This window comes from Afifella sp. JA880, assembly GCF_025379905.1.
In the GTDB taxonomy this organism is placed as follows: domain Bacteria; phylum Pseudomonadota; class Alphaproteobacteria; order Rhizobiales; family Afifellaceae; genus Afifella; species Afifella aestuarii.
This window is the reverse complement of sequence record NZ_JAOANH010000001.1, coordinates 1,144,390-1,163,931: the sequence shown is the minus strand read 5'-3', so window position 1 is coordinate 1,163,931 and position 19,542 is coordinate 1,144,390. Positions and strand designations below refer to the sequence as shown.

The 19,542-nt window shown below is 64.4% G+C and carries 19 protein-coding genes; 8 read left to right on the top strand and 11 right to left on the bottom strand.

Annotation, left to right across the window (positions count from 1 at the left end; all coding sequences use genetic code 11):
• Positions 1–102: 102 nt before the first annotated feature.
• From NYQ83_RS05475 to NYQ83_RS05460, 4 genes are all read right to left on the bottom strand, one after another.
• Positions 103–1,764 (bottom strand): tetratricopeptide repeat-containing sulfotransferase family protein, encoded by a 1,662-nt coding sequence (locus NYQ83_RS05475; RefSeq protein ID WP_261213114.1) that lies wholly within the window; start codon positions 1,762–1,764, stop codon positions 103–105.
• A gap of 113 nt (positions 1,765–1,877) precedes the next feature.
• Positions 1,878–3,425 carry a DHA2 family efflux MFS transporter permease subunit gene (locus NYQ83_RS05470; RefSeq protein WP_128292641.1) on the bottom strand — a complete coding sequence of 516 codons (1,548 nt, stop codon included), beginning with the start codon at positions 3,423–3,425 and terminating at the stop codon, positions 1,878–1,880.
• Positions 3,426–3,427: 2 nt separating this feature from the next.
• Complete coding sequence (locus tag NYQ83_RS05465) at positions 3,428–4,735, bottom strand: HlyD family secretion protein (protein ID WP_261213112.1); 1,308 nt, start codon at positions 4,733–4,735, stop codon at positions 3,428–3,430.
• A gap of 5 nt (positions 4,736–4,740) precedes the next feature.
• Positions 4,741–5,208, bottom strand: a complete 468-nt coding sequence (locus NYQ83_RS05460) for a MarR family winged helix-turn-helix transcriptional regulator (protein ID WP_128292643.1) — start codon at positions 5,206–5,208, stop codon at positions 4,741–4,743.
• Positions 5,209–5,368: 160 nt separating this feature from the next.
• Between NYQ83_RS05460 and NYQ83_RS05455 the strand changes: the two genes are divergently transcribed.
• The 5 genes from NYQ83_RS05455 to NYQ83_RS05435 are packed head-to-tail and all read left to right on the top strand — an operon-like array spanning position 5,369 to position 11,405.
• Positions 5,369–6,619: a sarcosine oxidase subunit beta family protein gene (locus NYQ83_RS05455; protein ID WP_261213106.1), complete on the top strand. Its 1,251-nt coding sequence runs from the start codon at positions 5,369–5,371 to the stop codon at positions 6,617–6,619.
• 10 nt (positions 6,620–6,629) lie between these two features.
• Positions 6,630–6,995: a sarcosine oxidase subunit delta gene (locus tag NYQ83_RS05450; protein ID WP_128292645.1), complete on the top strand. Its 366-nt coding sequence runs from the start codon at positions 6,630–6,632 to the stop codon at positions 6,993–6,995.
• Positions 6,995–10,057 carry a sarcosine oxidase subunit alpha family protein gene (locus NYQ83_RS05445; protein ID WP_261213104.1) on the top strand — a complete coding sequence of 1,021 codons (3,063 nt, stop codon included), beginning with the start codon at positions 6,995–6,997 and terminating at the stop codon, positions 10,055–10,057. Before NYQ83_RS05450 ends, NYQ83_RS05445 begins: the two co-directional genes overlap by 1 nt.
• Positions 10,050–10,745 carry a sarcosine oxidase subunit gamma gene (locus tag NYQ83_RS05440; protein WP_261213102.1) on the top strand — a complete coding sequence of 232 codons (696 nt, stop codon included), beginning with the start codon at positions 10,050–10,052 and terminating at the stop codon, positions 10,743–10,745. The genes NYQ83_RS05445 and NYQ83_RS05440 overlap by 8 nt, the downstream gene beginning before the upstream one ends.
• Before the next feature lie 42 nt (positions 10,746–10,787).
• Entirely contained in the window at positions 10,788–11,405 is a 618-nt protein-coding gene (locus NYQ83_RS05435) for a class I SAM-dependent methyltransferase (protein ID WP_261213100.1), read from the top strand.
• A 60-nt stretch (positions 11,406–11,465) separates the two neighbouring features.
• Here the strand turns inward: NYQ83_RS05435 and NYQ83_RS05430 are convergent, their stop codons facing one another.
• Entirely contained in the window at positions 11,466–12,323 is an 858-nt protein-coding gene (locus NYQ83_RS05430; protein ID WP_261213098.1) for a hypothetical protein, read from the bottom strand.
• A gap of 487 nt (positions 12,324–12,810) precedes the next feature.
• On the opposite strand from NYQ83_RS05430, the gene NYQ83_RS05425 reads away from it, so the two are divergent.
• The gene (locus NYQ83_RS05425; RefSeq protein WP_092809560.1) at positions 12,811–12,999 is read left to right on the top strand and encodes a type II toxin-antitoxin system ParD family antitoxin; all 189 of its coding nucleotides are present in this window, start codon (positions 12,811–12,813) and stop codon (positions 12,997–12,999) included.
• Positions 13,000–13,153: 154 nt separating this feature from the next.
• Here NYQ83_RS05425 and NYQ83_RS05420 read toward each other — a convergent pair whose 3' ends face one another.
• From NYQ83_RS05420 to NYQ83_RS05400, 5 genes are all read right to left on the bottom strand, one after another.
• Positions 13,154–15,208: an ASKHA domain-containing protein gene (locus NYQ83_RS05420; protein ID WP_261213094.1), complete on the bottom strand. Its 2,055-nt coding sequence runs from the start codon at positions 15,206–15,208 to the stop codon at positions 13,154–13,156.
• Positions 15,209–15,266: 58 nt separating this feature from the next.
• On the bottom strand, positions 15,267–15,767 hold the full coding sequence (locus NYQ83_RS05415) for an endonuclease domain-containing protein (protein ID WP_261213092.1): 501 nt from the start codon (positions 15,765–15,767) through the stop codon (positions 15,267–15,269).
• 60 nt (positions 15,768–15,827) lie between these two features.
• Complete coding sequence (locus NYQ83_RS05410; RefSeq protein ID WP_261213091.1) at positions 15,828–16,790, bottom strand: methyltetrahydrofolate cobalamin methyltransferase; 963 nt, start codon at positions 16,788–16,790, stop codon at positions 15,828–15,830.
• Positions 16,791–16,916: 126 nt separating this feature from the next.
• Positions 16,917–17,216 carry a virulence factor gene (locus tag NYQ83_RS05405; protein WP_234630615.1) on the bottom strand — a complete coding sequence of 100 codons (300 nt, stop codon included), beginning with the start codon at positions 17,214–17,216 and terminating at the stop codon, positions 16,917–16,919.
• A gap of 122 nt (positions 17,217–17,338) precedes the next feature.
• Positions 17,339–17,989: a DUF1638 domain-containing protein gene (locus NYQ83_RS05400; RefSeq protein ID WP_261213090.1), complete on the bottom strand. Its 651-nt coding sequence runs from the start codon at positions 17,987–17,989 to the stop codon at positions 17,339–17,341.
• Positions 17,990–18,118: 129 nt separating this feature from the next.
• Here NYQ83_RS05400 and NYQ83_RS05395 point away from each other — a divergent pair, with 129 nt between their 5' ends.
• Together NYQ83_RS05395 and NYQ83_RS05390 are read left to right on the top strand one after the other, a co-directional pair.
• Positions 18,119–18,436 carry a BrnA antitoxin family protein gene (locus tag NYQ83_RS05395; RefSeq protein WP_246008497.1) on the top strand — a complete coding sequence of 106 codons (318 nt, stop codon included), beginning with the start codon at positions 18,119–18,121 and terminating at the stop codon, positions 18,434–18,436.
• 84 nt (positions 18,437–18,520) lie between these two features.
• Positions 18,521–18,670 (top strand): entericidin A/B family lipoprotein, encoded by a 150-nt coding sequence (locus NYQ83_RS05390; protein ID WP_128292653.1) that lies wholly within the window; start codon positions 18,521–18,523, stop codon positions 18,668–18,670.
• Positions 18,671–18,833: 163 nt separating this feature from the next.
• On the opposite strand, the gene NYQ83_RS05385 is transcribed toward NYQ83_RS05390, so the two are convergent.
• A complete protein-coding gene (locus NYQ83_RS05385; RefSeq protein WP_128292654.1) occupies positions 18,834–19,538 on the bottom strand; it encodes a corrinoid protein in 705 nt (234 codons plus the stop codon).
• Between the last annotated feature and the right edge of the window lie 4 nt (positions 19,539–19,542).

Genomic DNA, 19,542 nt, shown 5'->3' with positions numbered 1-19,542 from the left:
CGGAGCGAACGCGCTCTGTTCGGTAGTCTTCACTGAACTTTCCCTGGTCCCGGCTCTGTCGGGGCCAGAGAGGACGCGCGTGGCCCCTCCCGGATGACGGCGTCAGGCGCGGCGGCTCAGGCGGCGCGCGAACCGTTTTGTTTCGGAAAGCGCGGCTTTCAGCGGCTCGAGATAGGCTTCGTAGGCGCGCCAGGCTTCGACGCGCCTGGTATGCACGGGCTCTCGCACCTGCGCATGCGAGGCGGTCTGCGTGAGGCGCTTGCTTTCGTGGAAGTCGAGGCAGCGCGGATCCCAGGAGAGACCGGCCGCATCGACGAGCTTCGGCGCGGCGTTTTCCGGATCTCCGACGAGCTCTTCATAGCGGCATTCGAACACCGTCTGCGGCAGCACCGTCGTGACGTGCGCGGTGAGCTCTTCATAGAGCCCATAATAGCGCCCGAGCGTGGTGAGATCGCGCCGATAGGCGTGCCAGTCCCCGAGATCGGTGGTGAAGCAGGAAAAGCAGGTCGCCATCGGATCTCGCCGGGCGTGAATGAAGCGCGCCTTGGGGAAGAGAAGGGCGATCAGCCAGAGATGCAGGAAATTGTGTGGCGTCTTGTCGGTGATGCGCGCCGCAGGTCCCGCGATCTGTTTGAGCCGCTCCAGGTAGAGGGGCGCGATGCGCGACAGCTGTGCCCCATCGAGACTGTGCAGATGTGCGGCGAGTTTTTCCGGCGGCACGGCGTTGCGCTCTCGCGTGAAGCGGATGCCGAGTTCGGAGACGGCGCGCTGAAAGAAAGGAAGCTCGCCCGCAGCCGCCGCCTGCGGATGCGCGGTGACGATCTGCTCCATAAGGCTGGTGCCCGAGCGCGGCATGCCGAAAATGAGAACCGGCACCTCGCTGGCATGCCCGATGTTGCGGCGCTCTGAGAAGAAGTCGGGCGTCACCGCCTCTTTGAAGGCCGCCACCATCTCGGCGAAATAGCCGAGATCGAATTCCGGCAGCAGGGCATTGCCGGCGGTCGCATGGGCGAAGGATTTCTCTTCCCGCTTCAGCCGTCGGTCGAGGCCGGAAAGGCCGAAATGCAGCATCCGCCTTTCGACCTTTGGATGCTTTGCGTCCTCGGCCATCGCTTCGATGTCGGCATATTCCGGTGGTTCGGCCTCGAAGCGGCCGGCTTCCAGCAGGCCGGCATAGACGACGGGGCGTCTGTCGCCAGAGGCGAGCATGTCCCGGTAGAGCTTTTCGGCATCGGCATTGCGGCCGCGGTAGAGCACAAGGCCCGCGAGCCTGAGCTTTGCCGTCGGGTCGCGCGGATTGAGCTCGACCGCGCGGCGCAGCATCTCTTCCGCCTTGTCGGCATCGCCGGCGCGCAGATAGGCGCTGCCGAGGGCGGAGAGAAACGCCGGCGCCTTGGGCGCGAGCGAAACCGCCTCCTTGAGCTGGCGGAGGGCGGAACTGATATCGCCGCTTTCCAGATAGGCGAGGCCGAGAAGATGGCGCGGTTCGGGCTCCTTGCGTTTGGCGGCGACGGCCGTCTTCAGCGGTTCGATCGCGTCGGCCGGGCGACCGACACCGAGGAAGATGCGCCCGATCGCAAAATTGATCTGTGCGTCCCGAGGCAAAAGCGTCTGGGCCTGACGATAATGGGCGAGTGCCGCATCGAGCCGTCCGGTGCGCTCAAAGCCTGCACCTTTGGCGACGATGGAGGCGGCCATGGCACGCTTTTCCTCCGGCGAGCGCCGCTGCTTGCCGTCGGCCGAATGCGAATTGTCGTGGGTCATGGATGTATGAAGATGAATCCCGGCATGCTTGTCAATCGACGGGTGGCAAGCCGCACGGGCTTTTTGGAAACCGTGCGTTTCCCTTCAGAAATAGTGATGGCGCCGGGGCCGGCTCAGTCCGCGGCGACCATCCCACCGCCGCCCATATGCTGCGGTTTGCGCATGAATAGGATGAGCGGGAGCACAGCGAGCGTGATCAACATCATCAGTTTGAAGTCGTCGATATAGGCGATCATCATGGCCTGCTGGTTGATGCTCTGGCTAAGGACGGCGATCGCCGTCTCGCGGCTCGCCCCGAGCGAACTCGCCGCCTGATCGAGCATCGGGTTGAACGGCGTGATATGCGCGCCGAGTTCGGCGTGGTTGATCTGGACGTTGTGGGCGAGCACCGTCGTGACGACGGAAATGCCGACGCTCGAGCCGATATTGCGCAACAGACTGAAGAGGCTGGCGCCATCCGTGCGGAAGCGCGGCTCCAGGGTCGCGAAGGCGACGGTGGAGAGAGGCACCATGACGAGCCCGAGCCCCAATCCCTGAATGATGCCGCTCGAGATGAGCAGATGGTTGTCCATCAGCGGGGTGAAGCTGCTCATCTGATGCAGCGAATACGCGGTGAGGCACAGGCCGCAGAAGATCAGGATGCGCGGATCGACCCGCTGCACGAGCCGTCCGACGACGATCATGGAGATCATCGTACCGACGCCGCGGGGGGCCAGAACGAGACCTGTCGTCACCACCGGATAACCCATGATGTTCTGCAGCATCGGCGGCAGGAGGGCGAGGGCGGCGAGCAGGATCATGCCGACCATGAAGATCAGCACGAGGCCGGTGACGAGATTGCGGTCCTTGAAGATCTTGAGGTCGAGGAACGGATGCTCCGTGCTCAGCGCGTGGATGATGAAAATCCACAGGCCGGAGATTGTCAGGCCGAGTTCGATCCAGATTTCGGGCGAAGAGAACCATTCCACCTGTTCGCCGCGGTCGAGCAGCATCTGAAGAGCGCCGATGGCGATGGCGAGCATCGCAAAGCCGAAGAAATCGAAGCCGCGATGCCGGCGCTCCGTATCCGGGAGAAAGACCAGCATGCCGATGAAGGCGACGATGCCCACGGGCAGGTTGACGAAAAACACCCAGCGCCAGTCGAAGGTGTCCGTGAGCCAGCCGCCGAGCGTCGGACCGATGATCGGGCCGATCATGATGCCGGCGCCCCAGATCGCCATCGCCTGGCCGTGCTTCTCCTTCGGATTGATGTCGAGGAGCACCGCCTGCGAGAGCGGCACGAGGGCGGCGCCGCACAATCCCTGCAGGACGCGGAAGACGACCATCATTTCGAGGCTGGTCGAGAGACCGCAGAGCATGGAGGTGGCCGTGAAGCCGACGACGCTACCGAGAAAAAGCTCGCGCGTGCCGTAGCGATCCGACAGCCAGCCGGTGACCGGCGTCATGATCGCAGCGGCGACGATGTACGAGGTCAAGACCCAGGTGACCTGATCCTGCGTCGCCCCGAGGCTGCCGCGCATGGACGGCAACGCCACGTTGGCGATGGTCGTGTCGAGGATCTGCATGATCGTCGCCAGCATGATGAACACCGTCACCATGGGGCGATTGATCTCGCGCGGCGCCGCAGGGGCCGCCGCGTCCTGGGTCGTGGAAGTGGCCATGGTCAGTGCTGCGTCACACCCTGGGCCGCGACCGTCTCATGCGCCTGGGCCGTGGTGGTGGGAAAATCGAAGCCGAGAAAGGCGAGGCCTTTTTCGACGAACTCTGGCAGTTCCGGCGAGCGGCCGGTATCGACGGTGGCGCTGACGCTCATGCCGGTGCGCAGGGGGACGTCTTTCGGCAGATCGGCGATGGCGATGCGCACCGGGATGCGCTGGACGACCTTCACCCAATTGCCGGTGGCGTTCTGCGCCGGCAGAAGCGAAAACTCCGAACCGGTGCCCGCGCCGACACTCGCCACCCGGCCTTTCAGCGGATGGTCGGGATAGGTGTCGACGTCGATTTCGACGGGCTGGCCCTCACGCATATAGGTGAGCTCGGTTTCCTTGTAATTCGCTTCGACCCAGACTTCGTCGGTCTCCACGAGGCTCAGGACCGACGTGCCGGAGGTGACGTATTGGCCGACGCGCAGCCGGTCCGTCTGGCTGACGATGCCGTTCGCCGGCGCCGTCACCACGGTGTGATCGAGGTCGAGCTCGGCTGCTTCCAGCTTTGCGAGGGCCTGCATGACTTCCGGATGATCGTCGGTCGCGATGTCGGGATTGCCGGCAAGCGCCGCCTTGGCACTCATCACGCTCTGCTCGGCTGACCGGGCCTTCGCCTGCGCCTGCTGCAGATCGAGCCGTGCCTTGTCGAGGGCCGATTGCGAGACGAACCCGCGATCGTGCAGGCGGTCCTGGCGATTGAACGTGTCCTCGGCGAAGGTGAGGGACTGATCCGCCGATTCCTTATCCGCGACCGCCGAAGCGTAGGCGGCTTTCATGCGCTCCACCTCGAGGCGGGCAGAGGCGACCGCCGCTTTGGCCTGATCGACGGCGACGCGATACTGCGCATCGTCGATGGCAAAGAGGAGATCGCCGGTCGTCACGGGTTGGTTCTCGCCGGCCCCGACCTTGACGATGCGCCCGGCGACTTCCGGCACGACATTGACCTTGTCCTGCTGGACATAGGCGTCTTCGGTCGAGATGTAGCGTCCGGAGGTCAGCCAGAAATAGCCGCCACCGATGGCAAGGGCGAGCGGCAGCGCGATCATCAGCGCCACCCGCTTCTTGCGCGGCCGCTTCTTTTCGGGTTCGGGCGGGGCAGGATTCTGTTCGCGACTGTCCAAGGCTTCCAACACTTCGCTGGAGCTTTCGTCCTCGTCGTTCGTCTCGTCCACCCGGTTTTGTGCCGGAGCTTTGGATGGGCGCGCATCCGCGACGTCGTCGTCGGGGAAGAGCGGCTCCTCACGTGGCTTTAAATCTTCACTCATAGGCTTCAGGCTTCCACATGCTGACGCTGCGGTTCGACCTCTTCCCCGGGCCGTTCCGACAGATTGCTGACAATTCGTTCAAGCGCGGTAAGCAGGGTCGCGCGTGTCCCCTCCGAGAGACCGTTTTGCGCTTCCTCGAAGATCTCGTTTGCGAGATTGCGCATGTCCGGCAAAAGCTCACGTCCCTTGTCGGTGATGTGCAGCGTGCGGACGCGCCGATCGTTCGGATCCTGACGGCGTTCGATGAGGCCAGCAGTCTCCATGCGATCGACGTGACGGCAGACGGTGATCGGCTCCATGTCGAGAAGTGCCGCAAGACCGGCCTGGTTGATGCCTTCGATCTTGGAAAGGCGCCCCAAGATGTGAAGTTGCGCCGCGGTCATGCCGAACTGCCGTGAACTCTGTTCGAAGCGCCGCCTGAGCAGGCGCGCCGCATCCGTGATCAGAAATCCGAGTGAGGTTTTGTGCTCCATGGTCAGGCATATAATAAGCGTGCTTATAATGTGCAAATGAAATGTCCGTAAGGGACCTCATCCAAATGGCGTAGTCGGATAAGGCGAAAAGGGCGTAGAGCGACAATCGGACGTCGCTCGTGCATTTGCCCTTAACGCCTGCGGCGGCTAAACGGCTTTCATGCAGCGCTACAACGTCGTCCGCCTCATTCGAGAAGGCCTGAGCGGCCACAAGGGCTGGCAGCCCGCGTGGCGCAAAGCGGAGCCTAAACCCTCCTACGATGCGGTGATCATCGGCGGCGGCGGCCATGGGCTGGCGACCGCCTATTATCTCGCCAAGCTCCACGGCATGACCAACATCGCCGTCGTGGAAAAGGGCTGGATCGGCGGCGGCAATTCCGGCCGCAACACCACCATCATCCGCTCCAACTATCTCTACGATGCTTCGGCCGCGCTTTATAACCACGCGCTGACCTTGTGGAAGGATCTGTCGCGCGAGCTCAACTACAACATCATGATGAGCCATCGCGGCGTTCTCAATCTCGCCCATGACGAGGGCGAGGCGCGCCAGCTGAAGCGCCGCGTGGAAGCGAACCGTCTGAACGGTGTCCAGGCTGAGTGGCTGGAAGCCAAGGAAGTGAAGGCCTTTTGCCCGCCGATTTCGGTGGCGGCGGACGCCCGTTATCCGGTGATCGGCGCCACGTTGCAGCGCGACGGCGGTGTCAATCGACATGATGCCGTCGTGTGGGGCTTTGCGCGCGCCGCCTCCGATATGGGTGTCGACATCATCGAGCAATGCGAGGTGACGGGCATCGACACGGACAAGGGCGCGATCACGGGCGTGCGCACGACGCGCGGCACGATCGCGACCGAAAAGGTCGCCTGCGTCACGGCCGGCCACACCTCGGTGATCGCCGGTATGCTCGGCCTGCGCCTGCCGATCGAAAGCCATCCGCTGCAGGCGCTCGTCTCAGAGCCTTTGAAGCCGGTTCTGCCGTGTGTGGTCATGTCGAATGCCGTCCACGTCTATATGAGCCAGTCCTCGAAAGGCGAGCTCGTCATCGGCGCCGGCATCGATCCTTATCTGTCCTATACGCAGCGCGGCTCCTTCGACATCATCGAGCATCAGATGGCGGCGCTGATCGAGCTCTTCCCGTTTGTTTCGCGGGTTCGGATGATGCGCCAGTGGGGTGGCATCGTCGATGTCTGCCCGGATGCCTCGCCAATCATTTCCAAGACGCCGGTGAAGGGCTTCTATATCGACGGCGGCTGGGGCACCGGCGGCTGGAAGGCGACGCCGGGCTCCGGTCACGCTTTGGCCGATCTCGTCGCCAATGACGAGCCGAACGCGATTGCCGCACCGTTCACGCTGGAACGCTTCGTCACCGGCAACCTCGTGGCCGAGCACGGCGCGGCAGCCGTCGCGCATTAGGAGAAGCCCGATGTTTGTGATCTCCTGCCCCTATTGCGGCGCGCGCGACCAGTCCGAATTTTCCTATGGCGGCGAGGCCCATATCGCCCGGCCGGAATGGCGCGAGGATATGAGCGATGCCGAATGGGCCGACTTCGTCTTCATGCGATCGAACCCGAAAGGCGTTCTCGCCGAGCGCTGGGTGCATTCCGCCGGCTGCCGCCGCTTCTTCAACATGCTGAGGAACACCGCGACCGACGAGATCCTCGCCGTCTATAAGATCGGCGAGAGGGCTCCGGAGGTGCAGGCGAAACTGCCCGCAACGCCGTGCGGCGAAGCGCCGATCGGCTCGGGCAATGATGCCGTCAAGGTGATGCAGCCGGGCGAGGCCGAGTGATGTCGAAACAGCCGTTCCGCACGCCACAGGGTGGTCTCGTCCAGCGTTCGCGCACCATTCGTTTCACCTATGACGGCATTTCCTATCACGGCCATCCGGGCGACACGCTCGCCTCGGCCTTGATCGCCAATGGCCGCCACATGGTGGCGCGGTCTTTCAAATATCACCGTCCGCGCGGCATCTACGCGGCAGGCTCCGCCGATCCGGCAGGCCTTGTCGCGATCGGCGTCGATTCCAAGCGCTTCGATCCCAACACCCGCGCCGCCGAGCAGGAAATCTATGATGGGCTGGTGGCGAGCTCGCAGAATTGCTGGCCGTCTCTCGGCACGGATATCGGCGGCATCCTCGATCCGTTCTGGCGCTTCATGCCGGCGGGCTTCTACTACAAGACATTCAAGGGCCCTCCGGGCACCTGGACGGCGCTGTTCGAGCCGCTGATCCGCGCCTTCGCGGGCCTCGGGCGTGCGCCGGAGGCGGGCGATCCCGACCGCTACGAGACCGTCAACCGTCACTGCGACGTTGTCGTCGTGGGAGCCGGCCCTGCCGGCCTGATGGCGGCGCTTGCCGCCGGGCGCTCCGGCGCGCGCGTCATCCTGGTCGAAGAGACGGACCGCCTCGGCGGCTCTATTCTGTCGCGCGATCCCGAGAAGCTGTCGCTCGGCGGCGTGCAGCCGGCGCAATGGGTGGCCGACATCCAGAACGAGCTTGCCGCGCTGCCCGAGGTGACGATCCTCACCCGCACCAATGCCTTCGGATATTACGGCAACAATTTCTTGGGTCTTTGGGAGAAGGTCTCCGACCATCTGCCGAAGGAGAAGCGCCTCGGCCATCTGCCGCGCCAGCGCCTGTGGCGGGTGCGGGCGAAGGAGGTGGTGCTGGCGACCGGCGCGCTGGAGCGCCCGCTCGTCTTCCACGAAAACGACCGTCCGGGCATCATGCTCGCAAGTGCGGCGCGCACCTTCCTGCACCGCTACGGCGTGCTTGCCGGCAAAAGGCCCGCGATCTTCACCAACAACGATACCGGCTGGGTGACGGCCTTCGATCTGGCCCGCAACGGTGCGGAGATCGCCGGCATCATCGATGTGCGCTCCGATCTCTCCGGCGAGCATATGGCGGAGGCGGCACGTCTCGGCATTCCGATCCATGCAAGCTCGACGGTCGTCGGCACCTCCGGCCGCCACCGCGTCAATCAGGTCGAGGTGCGCCCGCTGCATCGCGACGGCAGCGTGGGCACGAGTTTTTCCCACATCGGGTGCGATCTTCTGGCGGTCGCCGGCGGCTATGCGCCGAACGCCGCGCTGTTTTCGCAGTCGCGCGGCAAGCTGCGCTACGATTCCGAACTCGCCGCCTTCCGCCCCGGCCGCTCCTGGCAGAAAGAGCGCTCGGCCGGCGCCTGCAACGGCACCTATGCGCTCACCGACGTGTTGGCCGAAGGCGCGCGCGCCGGTGTGCAAGCGGCGGCGCAGGCAGGCTTTGATTCCGGCGATGTGACGGTTCCGGACGTCGATGGCGTGGAACTCGGCCAGGGCCATTTGAAGGTGATGCCGGAGATGCCCTCGCATCTGCCGCCGCACCGCCGTCGCGCCTGGATCGATCTCCAGGACGACGTGACCACGAAAGATCTGCGGCTCGCTCTGCAAGAGGGCTATCAGGCGGTGGAGCATGCCAAGCGCTACACCACCACCGGCATGGGCAACGACCAGGGCAAGATCGCCAATCTCAACGCCTTCGCCTTCATCGCCAACGAACGCGGCGAGGAACTGCCGGCCGTCGGCACGACGACGTTCCGCCAGCCCTATAAGCCGGTGACGTTTGCGGCGATCGCCGGTCAGCATGTCGGGCCGCATTTCGCCCCGCGGCGGACGACGCCGATGCATGGCTGGCATCGCCGCCGCGACGCCGTCTTCGAGCCCGTCGGCGACTGGCTGCGCCCGCGGGCCTATCCGCGCGAGGGCGAGGATTTCTTCCAGGCGGTGCAGCGCGAGGCCCGGGCGGCACGCACCGATTGCGGTGTTCTCGACGCCTCCACGCTCGGCAAGATCGACGTGAAGGGGCCCGATGCGCGCGAGTTTTTGAACCGCGTCTACACCAATTCGTGGTCGAAGCTCGCGCCCGGCCGCTGCCGCTACGGGCTGATGCTCGGCGAGGATGGCATGGTCGCCGATGATGGCGTGACCGCCTGCATCGCCGACGATCACTTCCACATGACGACGACGACGGGCGGCGCGGCTTCGGTTCTCGCCAAGCTCGAGGATTATCTGCAGACGGAATGGCGGGACCTCAAAGTCTTCCTGACCTCCGTCACCGAGCAATGGGCCGTCGCCTCGATCTGCGGACCGAAATCCCCGGCGCTGATGGCCGAGCTTCTCGATGATTTCGATGCCGATCCCGAGCGCTTCAAGTTCATGGACTGGCGAGACGCGACCATGGGCGGCATCCCGGTGCGCGTCTTCCGCATCTCGTTCACTGGCGAGACGTCTTACGAGATCAACATTCCGGCGACCTATGGGCGCTGGATGTGGCGGCAGATCATCGAGAAGGGCGCCAGGCACGGCATCACGCCCTATGGCACGGAGGCGATGCATCTCCTGCGCGCCGAAAAGGGTTTTGTCATCGTCGGCCAGGACACCGACGGCACGGTCACGCCCGGCGATCTCAGAATGGATTGGATCGTCAAGAAGAACGGCGATTTCATTGGCCGCCGCTCGCTGTTCCGCTCCGATACGGTTCGGACGGATCGCCGCCAGCTCGTCGGCATTTTGACGGAAGACCCCGATCTCGTTCTGGAAGAAGGCGCCCATCTGATCGAGCGTCGCAACGAGCCCGAGCCGCCCGTGCCGGTTCTGGGGCATGTCACGTCGAGCTATTACAGCCCCAATATCGGCCGTTCGATCGCGCTTGCGCTCGTCTCCGGGGGCGGCGGGCGAATCGGCGATCGGATTTTTGCCACCCGCGGCGGCGAGCCGACCGTGCCGGTGCGCGTGACAGAGATCGACTTCCTGGATTTGAAGGCAAAGGGCGCGCTGCCGCAGGCGGTGCGCCGGGAGGGCGGCCATGGCTGAGAATGCGACGAAGTCGTCTGAAGCTGCGGCGCCGCCTGAAGGCCTGACCCCGCCTGAGAGGCGCACGCCGCTGGCGCTGCGTCAGCCCGTGGAAGGGGCGCCCGGAACGCTGCGCCTGGCCGAAATGCCGTTTGCGGGGAAGTTCATTCTGCGGCTCGATCCGGCGAGCGGGGGCGAGGCGTTTCGCGAGGCGGCCGGTCTCGATCTTCCGGCGGCACCGCTCATGTCCGTCGTCAACGGCGAGCGGGTCGTCTTCTGGCTCGGACCCGACGAATTCCTGCTTCTGGTGCCGGAGGCGGAGGCTGCGGCCTTTGCCGAGGCGGTGGAAAAAGGCCTCGCGGATCAGCATCACCAGCTCGTCGATGTCAGCGATTATTACACCGCGATCGAGATCTCTGGCCGCAAGGCGCGCGAAGCCTTGATGAAGCTGACGACGCTCGATCTGCATCCGCGTGGCTTTCCGGTCGGGCATGTCGCGGGCTCCAATTTCGCGCGCGCCCAGGGCTGGCTGTGGCTGGAGCACGGGGAGGAGGAGACCGCACGCTTCCGTCTTTATGTGCGCTGGTCGATGGCGGATTATCTGTGGTGCGTGCTCGCCGACGCCGGACGCGAATGGGGCGTGCCGGAACAGATCCCGGCAGCCGACGAAACCTTCCTCACCGAAAGCGTGCATTCAAAGAAAGCGTGAGCGCCTTCGGCGCCACAGCGTGATCGCGGCGGGGGGCAGGCGATGACACAGACGGCACATGCGAGCTTCTGGGACAAGATCGCCGAGCGCTATGCGGCGCGGCCGATCAAGGATCCGGAAGCTTATGAAGCGATGCTGGCCGACGCGTCCGGCCGCTTTGCGCCGACGGACCGCGTCCTGGAGATCGGCTGCGGCACGGGCGGAACGGCGATCCGCCTTGCGCCCTTCGTGGCGGAATGGATCGCGACCGATTTCTCGCCCGAGATGCTGCGCATCGCCAAGGCGAAGCCGGCGCCGGGCAATCTGCGCTTCGTTCTCGCCGATGCGCAAAGCGCTTTCGACGGTGGACCGTTCGATGCGATCTGCGCCTTCCAGGTGCTGCATCTGGTCGACGACCTTGAGGGCACGCTGGCTGAGATCCACGCGCATCTGAAGCCCAGCGGGATGATGATCGCCAAAACCTGGTGTTTTGCCGATATGAGCCTGAAGCTGCGTGCCCTATTTCTTGGGCTGCGAACCTTCGGGCTTTTCCCAAAGGCGAATGCGCTGACCAAAACGGCTCTGCGCGAGGCGATCCGCCAGGCGGGTTTCGAGATCGTCGACGAACGTGTCTTCGGCACGAACCCGCATGGTCCCTATATCGTCGCACGGAAAGGCTGAGACGACCTCGCCAAAGGTCGTCGATGCGCAGGCAGGGCGGCTGGCGCGCCAGCCGCCTCCTCAACAATCCTCGTTCGAGATCGACATTTCGGCGACGAGATTTTCGTCTGCATCCAGATACCGGAAGCGCGTCACCCAGCCGAATTCGGCCACGACCGGATCCTGACACGTTGATGGCGTGACGCGCGGTTTCATCGTATTCGCGAGCCAGGCTCGGATGGACGCGGCATCGATGTCGGACGATGCGAACGAATATCGGTAGACGATCTCCTTTTGGCTGGCATCGAAATTCACCTCTTCCAGCGTCGTCATCTCATTCAATTGCTTGGGCAGGCGCTCGTTCTGGATGGCGACTCGCTCTTCGACGCGATCGGCGACCTGTGCCTGGAAAAGCATGCGCGAGGCCTCGTCCTGCAACGTGCGCAATCCGACGCTGATGACGACCGCGGCGAGAGCGATGGCGATGCGCACGATGCGCCATGCCGGGACATAGGCCGGCCGCTCGGGAGCTTTCTTCGGGGAGGCAAAGATGAGCCATAGATTGGCGACCGGCACGATCCCGAGAAGCGCGAAGCCGCGTGTTCGCCCCGCATCTTTTGCACGAAGCAGCGCGGCGTAGGCATAGGCGACGCCTGCCAGCGCAAACATGGCCGGCACGCTCCAGAAGGCGGCTTCCGGCGGATTGCCATTGAATATCCCGTAGATTTCGATCGTCAGAAGCGTCGCGCCGAACGTCAGCACGAGAGAAATCCCGGCCTGCCAGATCATGTAGATCATGATCGAGCCCTTATTCGACGTGATCGGCTCCTCATCGAGAGGACCCGTCTTCTTGAAGGTGTCGTAGGCGATAAAAACAAGAAAGCCGATGACTAGCGACGTGAGCAGCGTACCCACGCTCATAGCTTGCTCAGAACTCAAGATTGTCTCCAGATCGTGTCGGGATGTGTCGGCAGCGAGGTGCACCAGGCGAGCGAAGCGATCGAGCGCTGCCAGAGCGACAGCACCGCGCGAAATAAGTTGATTCTAAAGTGCGGGAAAGAGCAGGCATTCATGCCGCGTGTCCGGACAGGCAAGACGGCTAAGAACGGTCCTGACGCAATCCTCCGAGATGCACCGAGCGACCGCGCAACGGGGCGATGCTGTTCGCTACTCTGCTGGTTGTTCTCACGCAGAAATTCTCAAGTGCCGCAGGGCGGCTTGCGACTTGCAGACGGCGCTGTGAATGAACTCGTGAATACTTGAGGAATCTTGTCGCAGGGGCAAATAGCTGATGGCGGAAATGGACGTCGATCCGCCCTAATACGACCATGATCGCCCGTAAATCTCCGCTCGTCGCTTAAGCGGTAGGTCGGACCCCCCTCAACAGGGGCTAGTCGGGGTGGTCCTGGAGGAAGGCCAGTCAGCCATGAGTGCCATCGAGAAGATAAGTATCGCTCTTCCGCCGCAGCTCGCTGTGATCTTGCAGCAAGCCGTTCGGGACGGTCTCTATGAATCGATGAACGATGTGGTACGCGAGGCTCTTCTGGAATGGCGTGAGCGCCGCGAAACGGCCGGCCCGACGCGACATGCGATCCCGCGCCGCGCAGAGGGTTGACGCGGAAGAGCGCTGACGCGCTCCAACGCTTCCAAGACAGACGATTTCGTCGCCCGCGATGCGGCCCTGCCGCATCGTCACGGGATGCGTATGTCTGGCTTTCGCGGCATGCGGGCTCTCTCGGCACGCGCTGGGCAGACGCAGAGGTGGCGGCTCAGCGCCGGCGCCCGCCGCGTCGGCGCGGACGTCCGTCTTCGCCTCCGCCGAGCACCTTGCGCGGCGGCAGGGTGACGGCTCCGGCAAGGTGGGGGAACGCCTCGACCTTGTTGGGGAATGCCATCGCCGCCACGAAATGCTCCTGGAAGCGCGGCTCCATCGCCGTCTCGATCTTTTCGATCTGTCTGACGACCTCCTCGATCTCGCGCCGGTAGGAGCGGTTGAGGAGGGCCATGCGCGCGCCCGTGCCGGCGGCATTGCCGACGCCCTTCACCTTGTCGATCGGGCAGTCGGGGATGAGGCCGATCACCATCGCGTAGGTCGGGTCGATATAGGAACCGAAAGCGCCGGCGAGCTTGATCGCCTCCACCTCTTCGAGCCCGAGCTTGTCCATCAACAGGCGCACGCCCGCATAAAGCGCCGCCTTGGCGAGCTGGATGGCGCGGATGTCAGTCTGCAGGATTTTGATCTCCTGGCTGCGCGCCGCCTCGTCGCCGCGCCAGAGGAGATAGGAGAAGGTGCGGCCCGTCGGCTGAATCCGCTCAGACTTCGCCGCAAGACTGCCGTCGATGACGCCGTCTTCGTCGATGATGCCGGCGAGATACATCTCGCCCACGACCTCGATGATGCCGGAGCCGCAGATGCCGGTGACGCCGACATCGCGCGCGACCTTCTCGAAACCTTCCTCGTTCGACCATTCGTCGCCGCCGATCACCTTGATCTTCGGTTCCAGCGTCTCGCGGTCGATCCGGACACGCTCGATCGCGCCGGGGGCGGCGCGCTGGCCGCCCGAGATCTCCGCGCCCTCGAAGGCGGGCCCCGTCGGCGAGGAGGCGGCGACGAGTTTTTCCTTGTTGCCGAGCACGATCTCCGCATTGGTGCCGACATCGACGACGAGCGTCATTTCTTCGGCGCGATGCGGGCCTTCCGCGAGCGTCACCGCGGCGGCATCGGCACCGACATGGCCGGCGATGCAGGGCAGCACATAGACATGCGCGCCGTTGTTGATCGGCAGGCCGATCTCGCGTGCCTCCAAGGTGACCGCGTCGGAGACGGCAAGCGCGAAGGGCGCGCCGCCGAGCTCGGTCGGATCGATGCCGAGGAAGAGGTGGTGCATGATCGGATTGCCGACGAAGACCGCTTCGAGAACGTCGTCGGCGGTGATGCCAGCCCCCTGGACGAGCTCGGCGATGAGAACGCCGATCGCGTCGCGCACCGCCTTGGTCATCTGCGCCCGGCCTTCCGGGTTCATCATCACATAGGAGACGCGGCTCATCAGATCCTCACCGAAGCGGATCTGCGGGTTGGGCGCGCCGGCAGACGCCATCGTGCGGCCGGAGAGGAGAGAGGTGAGGTGAGCCGCGATCGTGGTCGAGCCGATGTCGACGGCAAGGCCGCAGCCGACATTGTGAAAGCCCGGGAAGATCGCCGTCACGATCGGTCCGCCGGCCTCCGCGCGCCCGTCGGTATAGACGGCGCAGGTGACCTTCCACTCGCCCTCGCGCAAGAGCTTCTGTATCTGCGGCAGGAGGCGGGAGGAGATGCGCGGCTTCTGAAAGCCCCATTCCTTCTCAAGCGCATGGAGGAGCCGGTCGGCATCGCCGAGCGGCTTTTCCATGTCGGGCTCCTCGACCTCGACATAACAGAGCTGGGTCGCTGGATCGCGCTCGATCACCCGCGTTTCGGCACGCTTTCGCACGATCTGGCGGTTGATCTGCACGTCCTGCGGCACGTCGACGACGAGATCACCTTCGACGAGCGCCTGACAGGAGAGGCGGCGGCCTTCGGTCAGCACGCGCTTTTCGGCGTAGCGGTTCTCCGCCTCAGTGACACCGGAGAGATGGTCGGATGCGGAGGAGATGCCGTGCTTGGCGAAATGACCTTCCTGCGCCTCGATCTGGCAGCGCCCGCAGATGCCGCGCCCACCGCAGACGCTCTCGATATAGACGCCGAGCTGGCGCGCCGCATCGAGGACGGGCGTGCCTTTCGGAAAACGTCCGCGCCTTCCTGACGGCATGAACAGGACGAGGGGGTCTTTTTGAGGTTCGGTCATGGATGGCTGAGTGTTTCGGGTTTGGTGGCCGCTGGTCGACGCAGCAAAGGCATGCCGCTCACTTGGAGCGCCTGTTGAGGGGACGCAAGCGCTGCCGATCGGCAAAGCCGGATTCCCCTCCCCCCTGCGGGGAGGGGTTAGGGGAGGGGTCACGCCCACCCTTGAGGTCTGCGTCGAACCGGCTCCCTGGAACTTTCAAGTGTGAGAGGATCGCCGCCTCGATCGCTTCGAACGCCTCTCGGCGATTTGCCATCACATCCGCATCGCGGACCCTGAAGACACGGAAGCCACGTCCTTCGAGGAACCGATCTCGGCGCGCATCTTCCACAGGCCGCCCCGGCAGATCATGCGAGGCGCCATCGACTTCGATGACGATCCGCGCCGAAAGCCAGGCGAAGTCGACGACGTAGGGGCCGATCGGCGCCTCCCGCCGGAAGCGCGCGCCATACGGTCGGAAGCTCCGGAGATACTCGTGCATTGCCTTCTCGCCGCGCGTCGGCGATTTGCGCTGTTTGCGGGCCCGGTCCCGGACCTCCGGCTCGATCACCGAGCGCGGCACGGAGCTACCCCTCCCCCAGCCCCTCCCCGCAAGGGGGAGGGGAGTTCCGCCGTGCCATTGTCATCCGCCCGTCCGTGCGCGTCGGGCCTCGCGGCCGCCGCGGCGGCGGCCACCGCCACCGTCTGCCGGGGCGGGCGATGCGGCTGGCGTGCCGCCCGCGGCCGGCTGGTAGTCCTTGTAGGAGCGGATCCAGGTCATGCAGTCCTTGTCGGTGCCCATGAGGACGTTCGCCGCGCGCACCGCCTCCATCTCCTGCGGCCGGACCGGGTTCATGATCGCCGACGTCATGCCGGAAGCGATGGCCATCGGCAGGAAGGCGGCGTTGATGCCGTGGCGGTGCGGCAGGCCGAAGGAGACATTGGAGGCGCCGCAGGTCGTGTTGACCTTGAGCTCCTCGCGCAGCCGCCTGACGAGCGCGAAGACCTGCAGTCCGGCCGTCCCCATGGCGCCGATCGGCATGACCAGGGGATCGACGACGATGTCTTCGGGCTTGATGCCGTAATCGGCGGCGCGTTCCACGATCTTCTTGGCGACGGCGAAGCGCACGTCCGGATCTTCAGAAATGCCGGTCTCGTCGTTGGAGATCGCCACTACCGGCACGTTGTATTTCTTGATGAGCGGCAGGATCGCTTCGAGCCGATCCTCTTCGCCCGTCACCGAATTGACGAGGGGGCGGCCTTCGGCCACTTCGAGCCCCGCCTTCAGGGCGGCCGGCACGGAGCTGTCGATTGAAATCGGCACGGAGACGAGCGACTGCACGATCTTCAGCGTTTCGACGAGAAGCGGCGGCTCGGTCTCGTTCGGATCGACGGCGGTGACGCCGGCATTGACGTCGAGCATCGTGGCGCCGGCGGCGACCTGGGCGAGCGCGTCGGCTTTCACCGTCTCGAAATTGCCCTCCACCATCTCCGCCGCGAGCTTCTTGCGGCCCGTCGGGTTGATGCGCTCGCCGATGACGCAGAAGGGCTGGTCGAAGCCGATCGCGATCTCCTTTTTGGCCGAAGCGACGATGGTGCGTGTCATGCCTGCTCTTCCTTCACTGGTCCCGTTGCGGGGCCCGTTTTCGGGCGGTGTCGCCCCTCGTTCCGGGCTGGTCTGTAGCGGCAGGCGCCCGGCGCGTCAAAAGCGCGCCGCCTGCGCCGTGCGATCTCAGCGCTCGAAGCCTTCCTGATCGACGAGCGCTTTGAGACGCTCGGGCGGATAATCGGCCTCGATCGCCGCCGCTGAGGCATCCGCCTCCGCCTCGAGATCGTCGCCGCAGGGGGTCGGCTCGCCGCGGCGCCATTCGGCGAGATAGGCGTCGGAATCACGCGCGCCCACCTTCATGGCGCAGCGGTCGATCGCTTCCGTGAAGCGGATCGGCAATTCGCGCTTGGCGCTTTTCCGCCCCGCCTTGATGATCACCTGAGCCGGAATATCGCGCCATGACAGGATGATCCGCTGAGCCATTCGTTGTTCTCCTGGGTGATTGTTGCAGCGCCCCGGCCGCAAGCGAGCTTGGCCGCGACAAGTCGGCTCCGAATTGCGACTTTCTGCCGACTTGCGCAACATCGACGGGAAATTGCGGTGCTTCAGCCGGCGTCTGCCGGTGCCGCACTGAGGAAGCTTGCGAGATCGCCATAGCCGGTCACCCGCATCTCAAAGGCGAGATCGAGGCGGTTCGCCGCCTGGCGGGCTTTTTCTTCGAGCACGGGGTCCGGCCGCTGCGCCAGATAGACGAGGCGGCGGTAATGCCCGAAATAGGCGTCGCGCAGCTCCGGATGCCGGTCGAGGCCGAGCGGTTCGATAACGAAAGCCTCGAACTGACGGGCGAGAAAGTCGGTCAGGAAGAAGGCGTCCATATCGGCGTCGCCCCGCGCGGCGAAGCGGGCATTGCCGGAATAGAACGCATAGCAATGCGGCCCGTCGATGCGTGAGACGCCTTCGGCCGCGCAGACCTCGTCTAGGCGCCCGCCCGTGCCGCAATCGCCATAGCCGATGAGGATGCGCTCAAAGCCTTGTGCGCGGGCCTTGCGGATCGCCTCTCGGACGGCTTCCGGGATCTTTTCCGGCCGGTTGTGCAGGATGGCAGGCAGGCAGGTGAGGCGGACATGGGCGAGGCCGTTCGCTTCGACGACATCGCCGATCTCGCGCGCCAGCGCACCGCAGGCGATGACGAGGAGATCGTCGGCTTTCGCCGCGCCCGGCTGCGGCGCTCGGCCATCTGCGCGAATGTCGCTCATCGGGCTTTCTATAGAGCTCCTGAGCTTTCTCGGCAAAGTCTGCTCTTCTTTGGATGTTGGCGTGCTACAAAGTGTATATACATGCAAAGCGCGGCGATGTGCTCCGCGTGATTTCGATGAGGAGAGCCCATGCCGGAGAAGAAAGAGCGCATCGTACGATTCACGGCGAATGACCTGGAGGAGATGCGCAGCCGAGGCGAGGTCGGTTCGGATTGGAAACGGGCCGCCCGGCAGGGTGTGCCGGATGGAAGCGATCCGGACGACGCGCTTAATGCGGTCTCGCCGGACTGGGTCATGACCGAAGTGCCGTTGCCGCGCACGAAGACCCACGCCTCGATCAGGATCGATGCGGATGTCCTCGAATGGTTCAAGTCGCAAGGGCGTGGCTACCAGACGCGCATCAATGCGGTTCTGCGGCAATACTACGAGCACCATCGCGAGCCTTGAGGACGTGTGCGAGCCGGAACCAATCGCGCTCAGGCGCCGTTGCACAAGAAAGCCGCCGGGGTGGCGGCCTCAGGGAGTTCTGTGATGAATCTTGTGCGTCGTGGTGTGTTTTTCGTGGTCCTTGCTTCGTTCGGCCTGAGCCTTGCCGCCTGCGAGCATACGGTGCGCGGTGTCGGGCGCGATGTTCAGGAAACCGGCAACGCCGTCGAAGACACCGTCCAGGGCAACCCGTAAGAAGTTTTCCGGCTGGTGCGACCGCCCACGGAATGGGGCGGCCTTGCGGGCCGAGCAACCCCTTGAACGCAATGAGCGGCGCCCGGGCGCCGCTCTTTTTATGTAAGGATCGTCCCGCAGCTCAGGTTTTTGAACCGGAGCTTTTGGCCAGCACCTACGAGGCTCAGCTGGCCGCGCTGGCCCGCTGATTGTGCCGGCGTTTGATGAGATCCGTGGCGGTCTCCACCGTTACGGCGGCATCGCGGCAATAGGCATCGGCGCCGATCGCGCGCCCGAATTCCTCGTTCAAAGGCGCACCGCCCACGAGAACGATGTAATCGTCGCGGATGCCTTTCTCCTTCAGCGTATCGATGACGACCTTCATATACGGCATGGTGGTCGTCAGAAGCGCGGACATGCCGATGATGTCCGGCTGATGTTCCTCGATCGCGGCGAGATAGTTCTCGACGGGATTGTTGATGCCGATGTTGATCACCTCGAAGCCGGCGCCCTCCATCATCATCGCGACGAGGTTCTTGCCGATGTCGTGGATGTCGCCTTTGACGGTCCCGATCACCATCTTGCCGATCTTTGGCGCGCCGGTTTCGGCGAGCAGCGGGCGCAGGATCCCCATGCCCGCCTTCATGGCATTGGCGGAGAGAAGCACCTCCGGGACGAACAGGATCCCATCCCGGAAATCCTCGCCGACGATGCGCATGCCTTCCACGAGCGACTTGGTGAGGACGTCATAAGGTGCCCATCCCCGCTCCAGGAGAATGTTTACACCCTCTTCGATCTCTTCTTTGAGCCCGTCGTAAAGATCGTCGTGCATCTGCGCGACGAGATCCTCATCGCTGAGTTCGGACAGGACAATTTCCTCTTCGGCCACAGGC

Bases quoted from the DNA above. Each gene is read 5' to 3' on its own strand.
- NYQ83_RS05475 (WP_261213114.1), bottom strand. From the start codon at position 1,764: ATGACCCACGACAATTCGCATTCGGCCGACGGCAAGCAGCGGCGCTCG.
- NYQ83_RS05470 (WP_128292641.1), bottom strand. From the start codon at position 3,425: ATGGCCACTTCCACGACCCAGGACGCGGCGGCCCCTGCGGCGCCGCGC.
- NYQ83_RS05465 (WP_261213112.1), bottom strand. From the start codon at position 4,735: ATGAGTGAAGATTTAAAGCCACGTGAGGAGCCGCTCTTCCCCGACGAC.
- NYQ83_RS05460 (WP_128292643.1), bottom strand. From the start codon at position 5,208: ATGGAGCACAAAACCTCACTCGGATTTCTGATCACGGATGCGGCGCGC.
- NYQ83_RS05455 (WP_261213106.1), top strand. From the start codon at position 5,369: ATGCAGCGCTACAACGTCGTCCGCCTCATTCGAGAAGGCCTGAGCGGC.
- NYQ83_RS05450 (WP_128292645.1), top strand. From the start codon at position 6,630: ATGTTTGTGATCTCCTGCCCCTATTGCGGCGCGCGCGACCAGTCCGAA.
- NYQ83_RS05445 (WP_261213104.1), top strand. From the start codon at position 6,995: ATGTCGAAACAGCCGTTCCGCACGCCACAGGGTGGTCTCGTCCAGCGT.
- NYQ83_RS05440 (WP_261213102.1), top strand. From the start codon at position 10,050: ATGGCTGAGAATGCGACGAAGTCGTCTGAAGCTGCGGCGCCGCCTGAA.
- NYQ83_RS05435 (WP_261213100.1), top strand. From the start codon at position 10,788: ATGACACAGACGGCACATGCGAGCTTCTGGGACAAGATCGCCGAGCGC.
- NYQ83_RS05425 (WP_092809560.1), top strand. From the start codon at position 12,811: ATGAGTGCCATCGAGAAGATAAGTATCGCTCTTCCGCCGCAGCTCGCT.
- NYQ83_RS05420 (WP_261213094.1), bottom strand. From the start codon at position 15,208: ATGACCGAACCTCAAAAAGACCCCCTCGTCCTGTTCATGCCGTCAGGA.
- NYQ83_RS05410 (WP_261213091.1), bottom strand. From the start codon at position 16,790: ATGACACGCACCATCGTCGCTTCGGCCAAAAAGGAGATCGCGATCGGC.
- NYQ83_RS05405 (WP_234630615.1), bottom strand. From the start codon at position 17,216: ATGGCTCAGCGGATCATCCTGTCATGGCGCGATATTCCGGCTCAGGTG.
- NYQ83_RS05400 (WP_261213090.1), bottom strand. From the start codon at position 17,989: ATGAGCGACATTCGCGCAGATGGCCGAGCGCCGCAGCCGGGCGCGGCG.
- NYQ83_RS05395 (WP_246008497.1), top strand. From the start codon at position 18,119: ATGCCGGAGAAGAAAGAGCGCATCGTACGATTCACGGCGAATGACCTG.
- NYQ83_RS05390 (WP_128292653.1), top strand. From the start codon at position 18,521: ATGAATCTTGTGCGTCGTGGTGTGTTTTTCGTGGTCCTTGCTTCGTTC.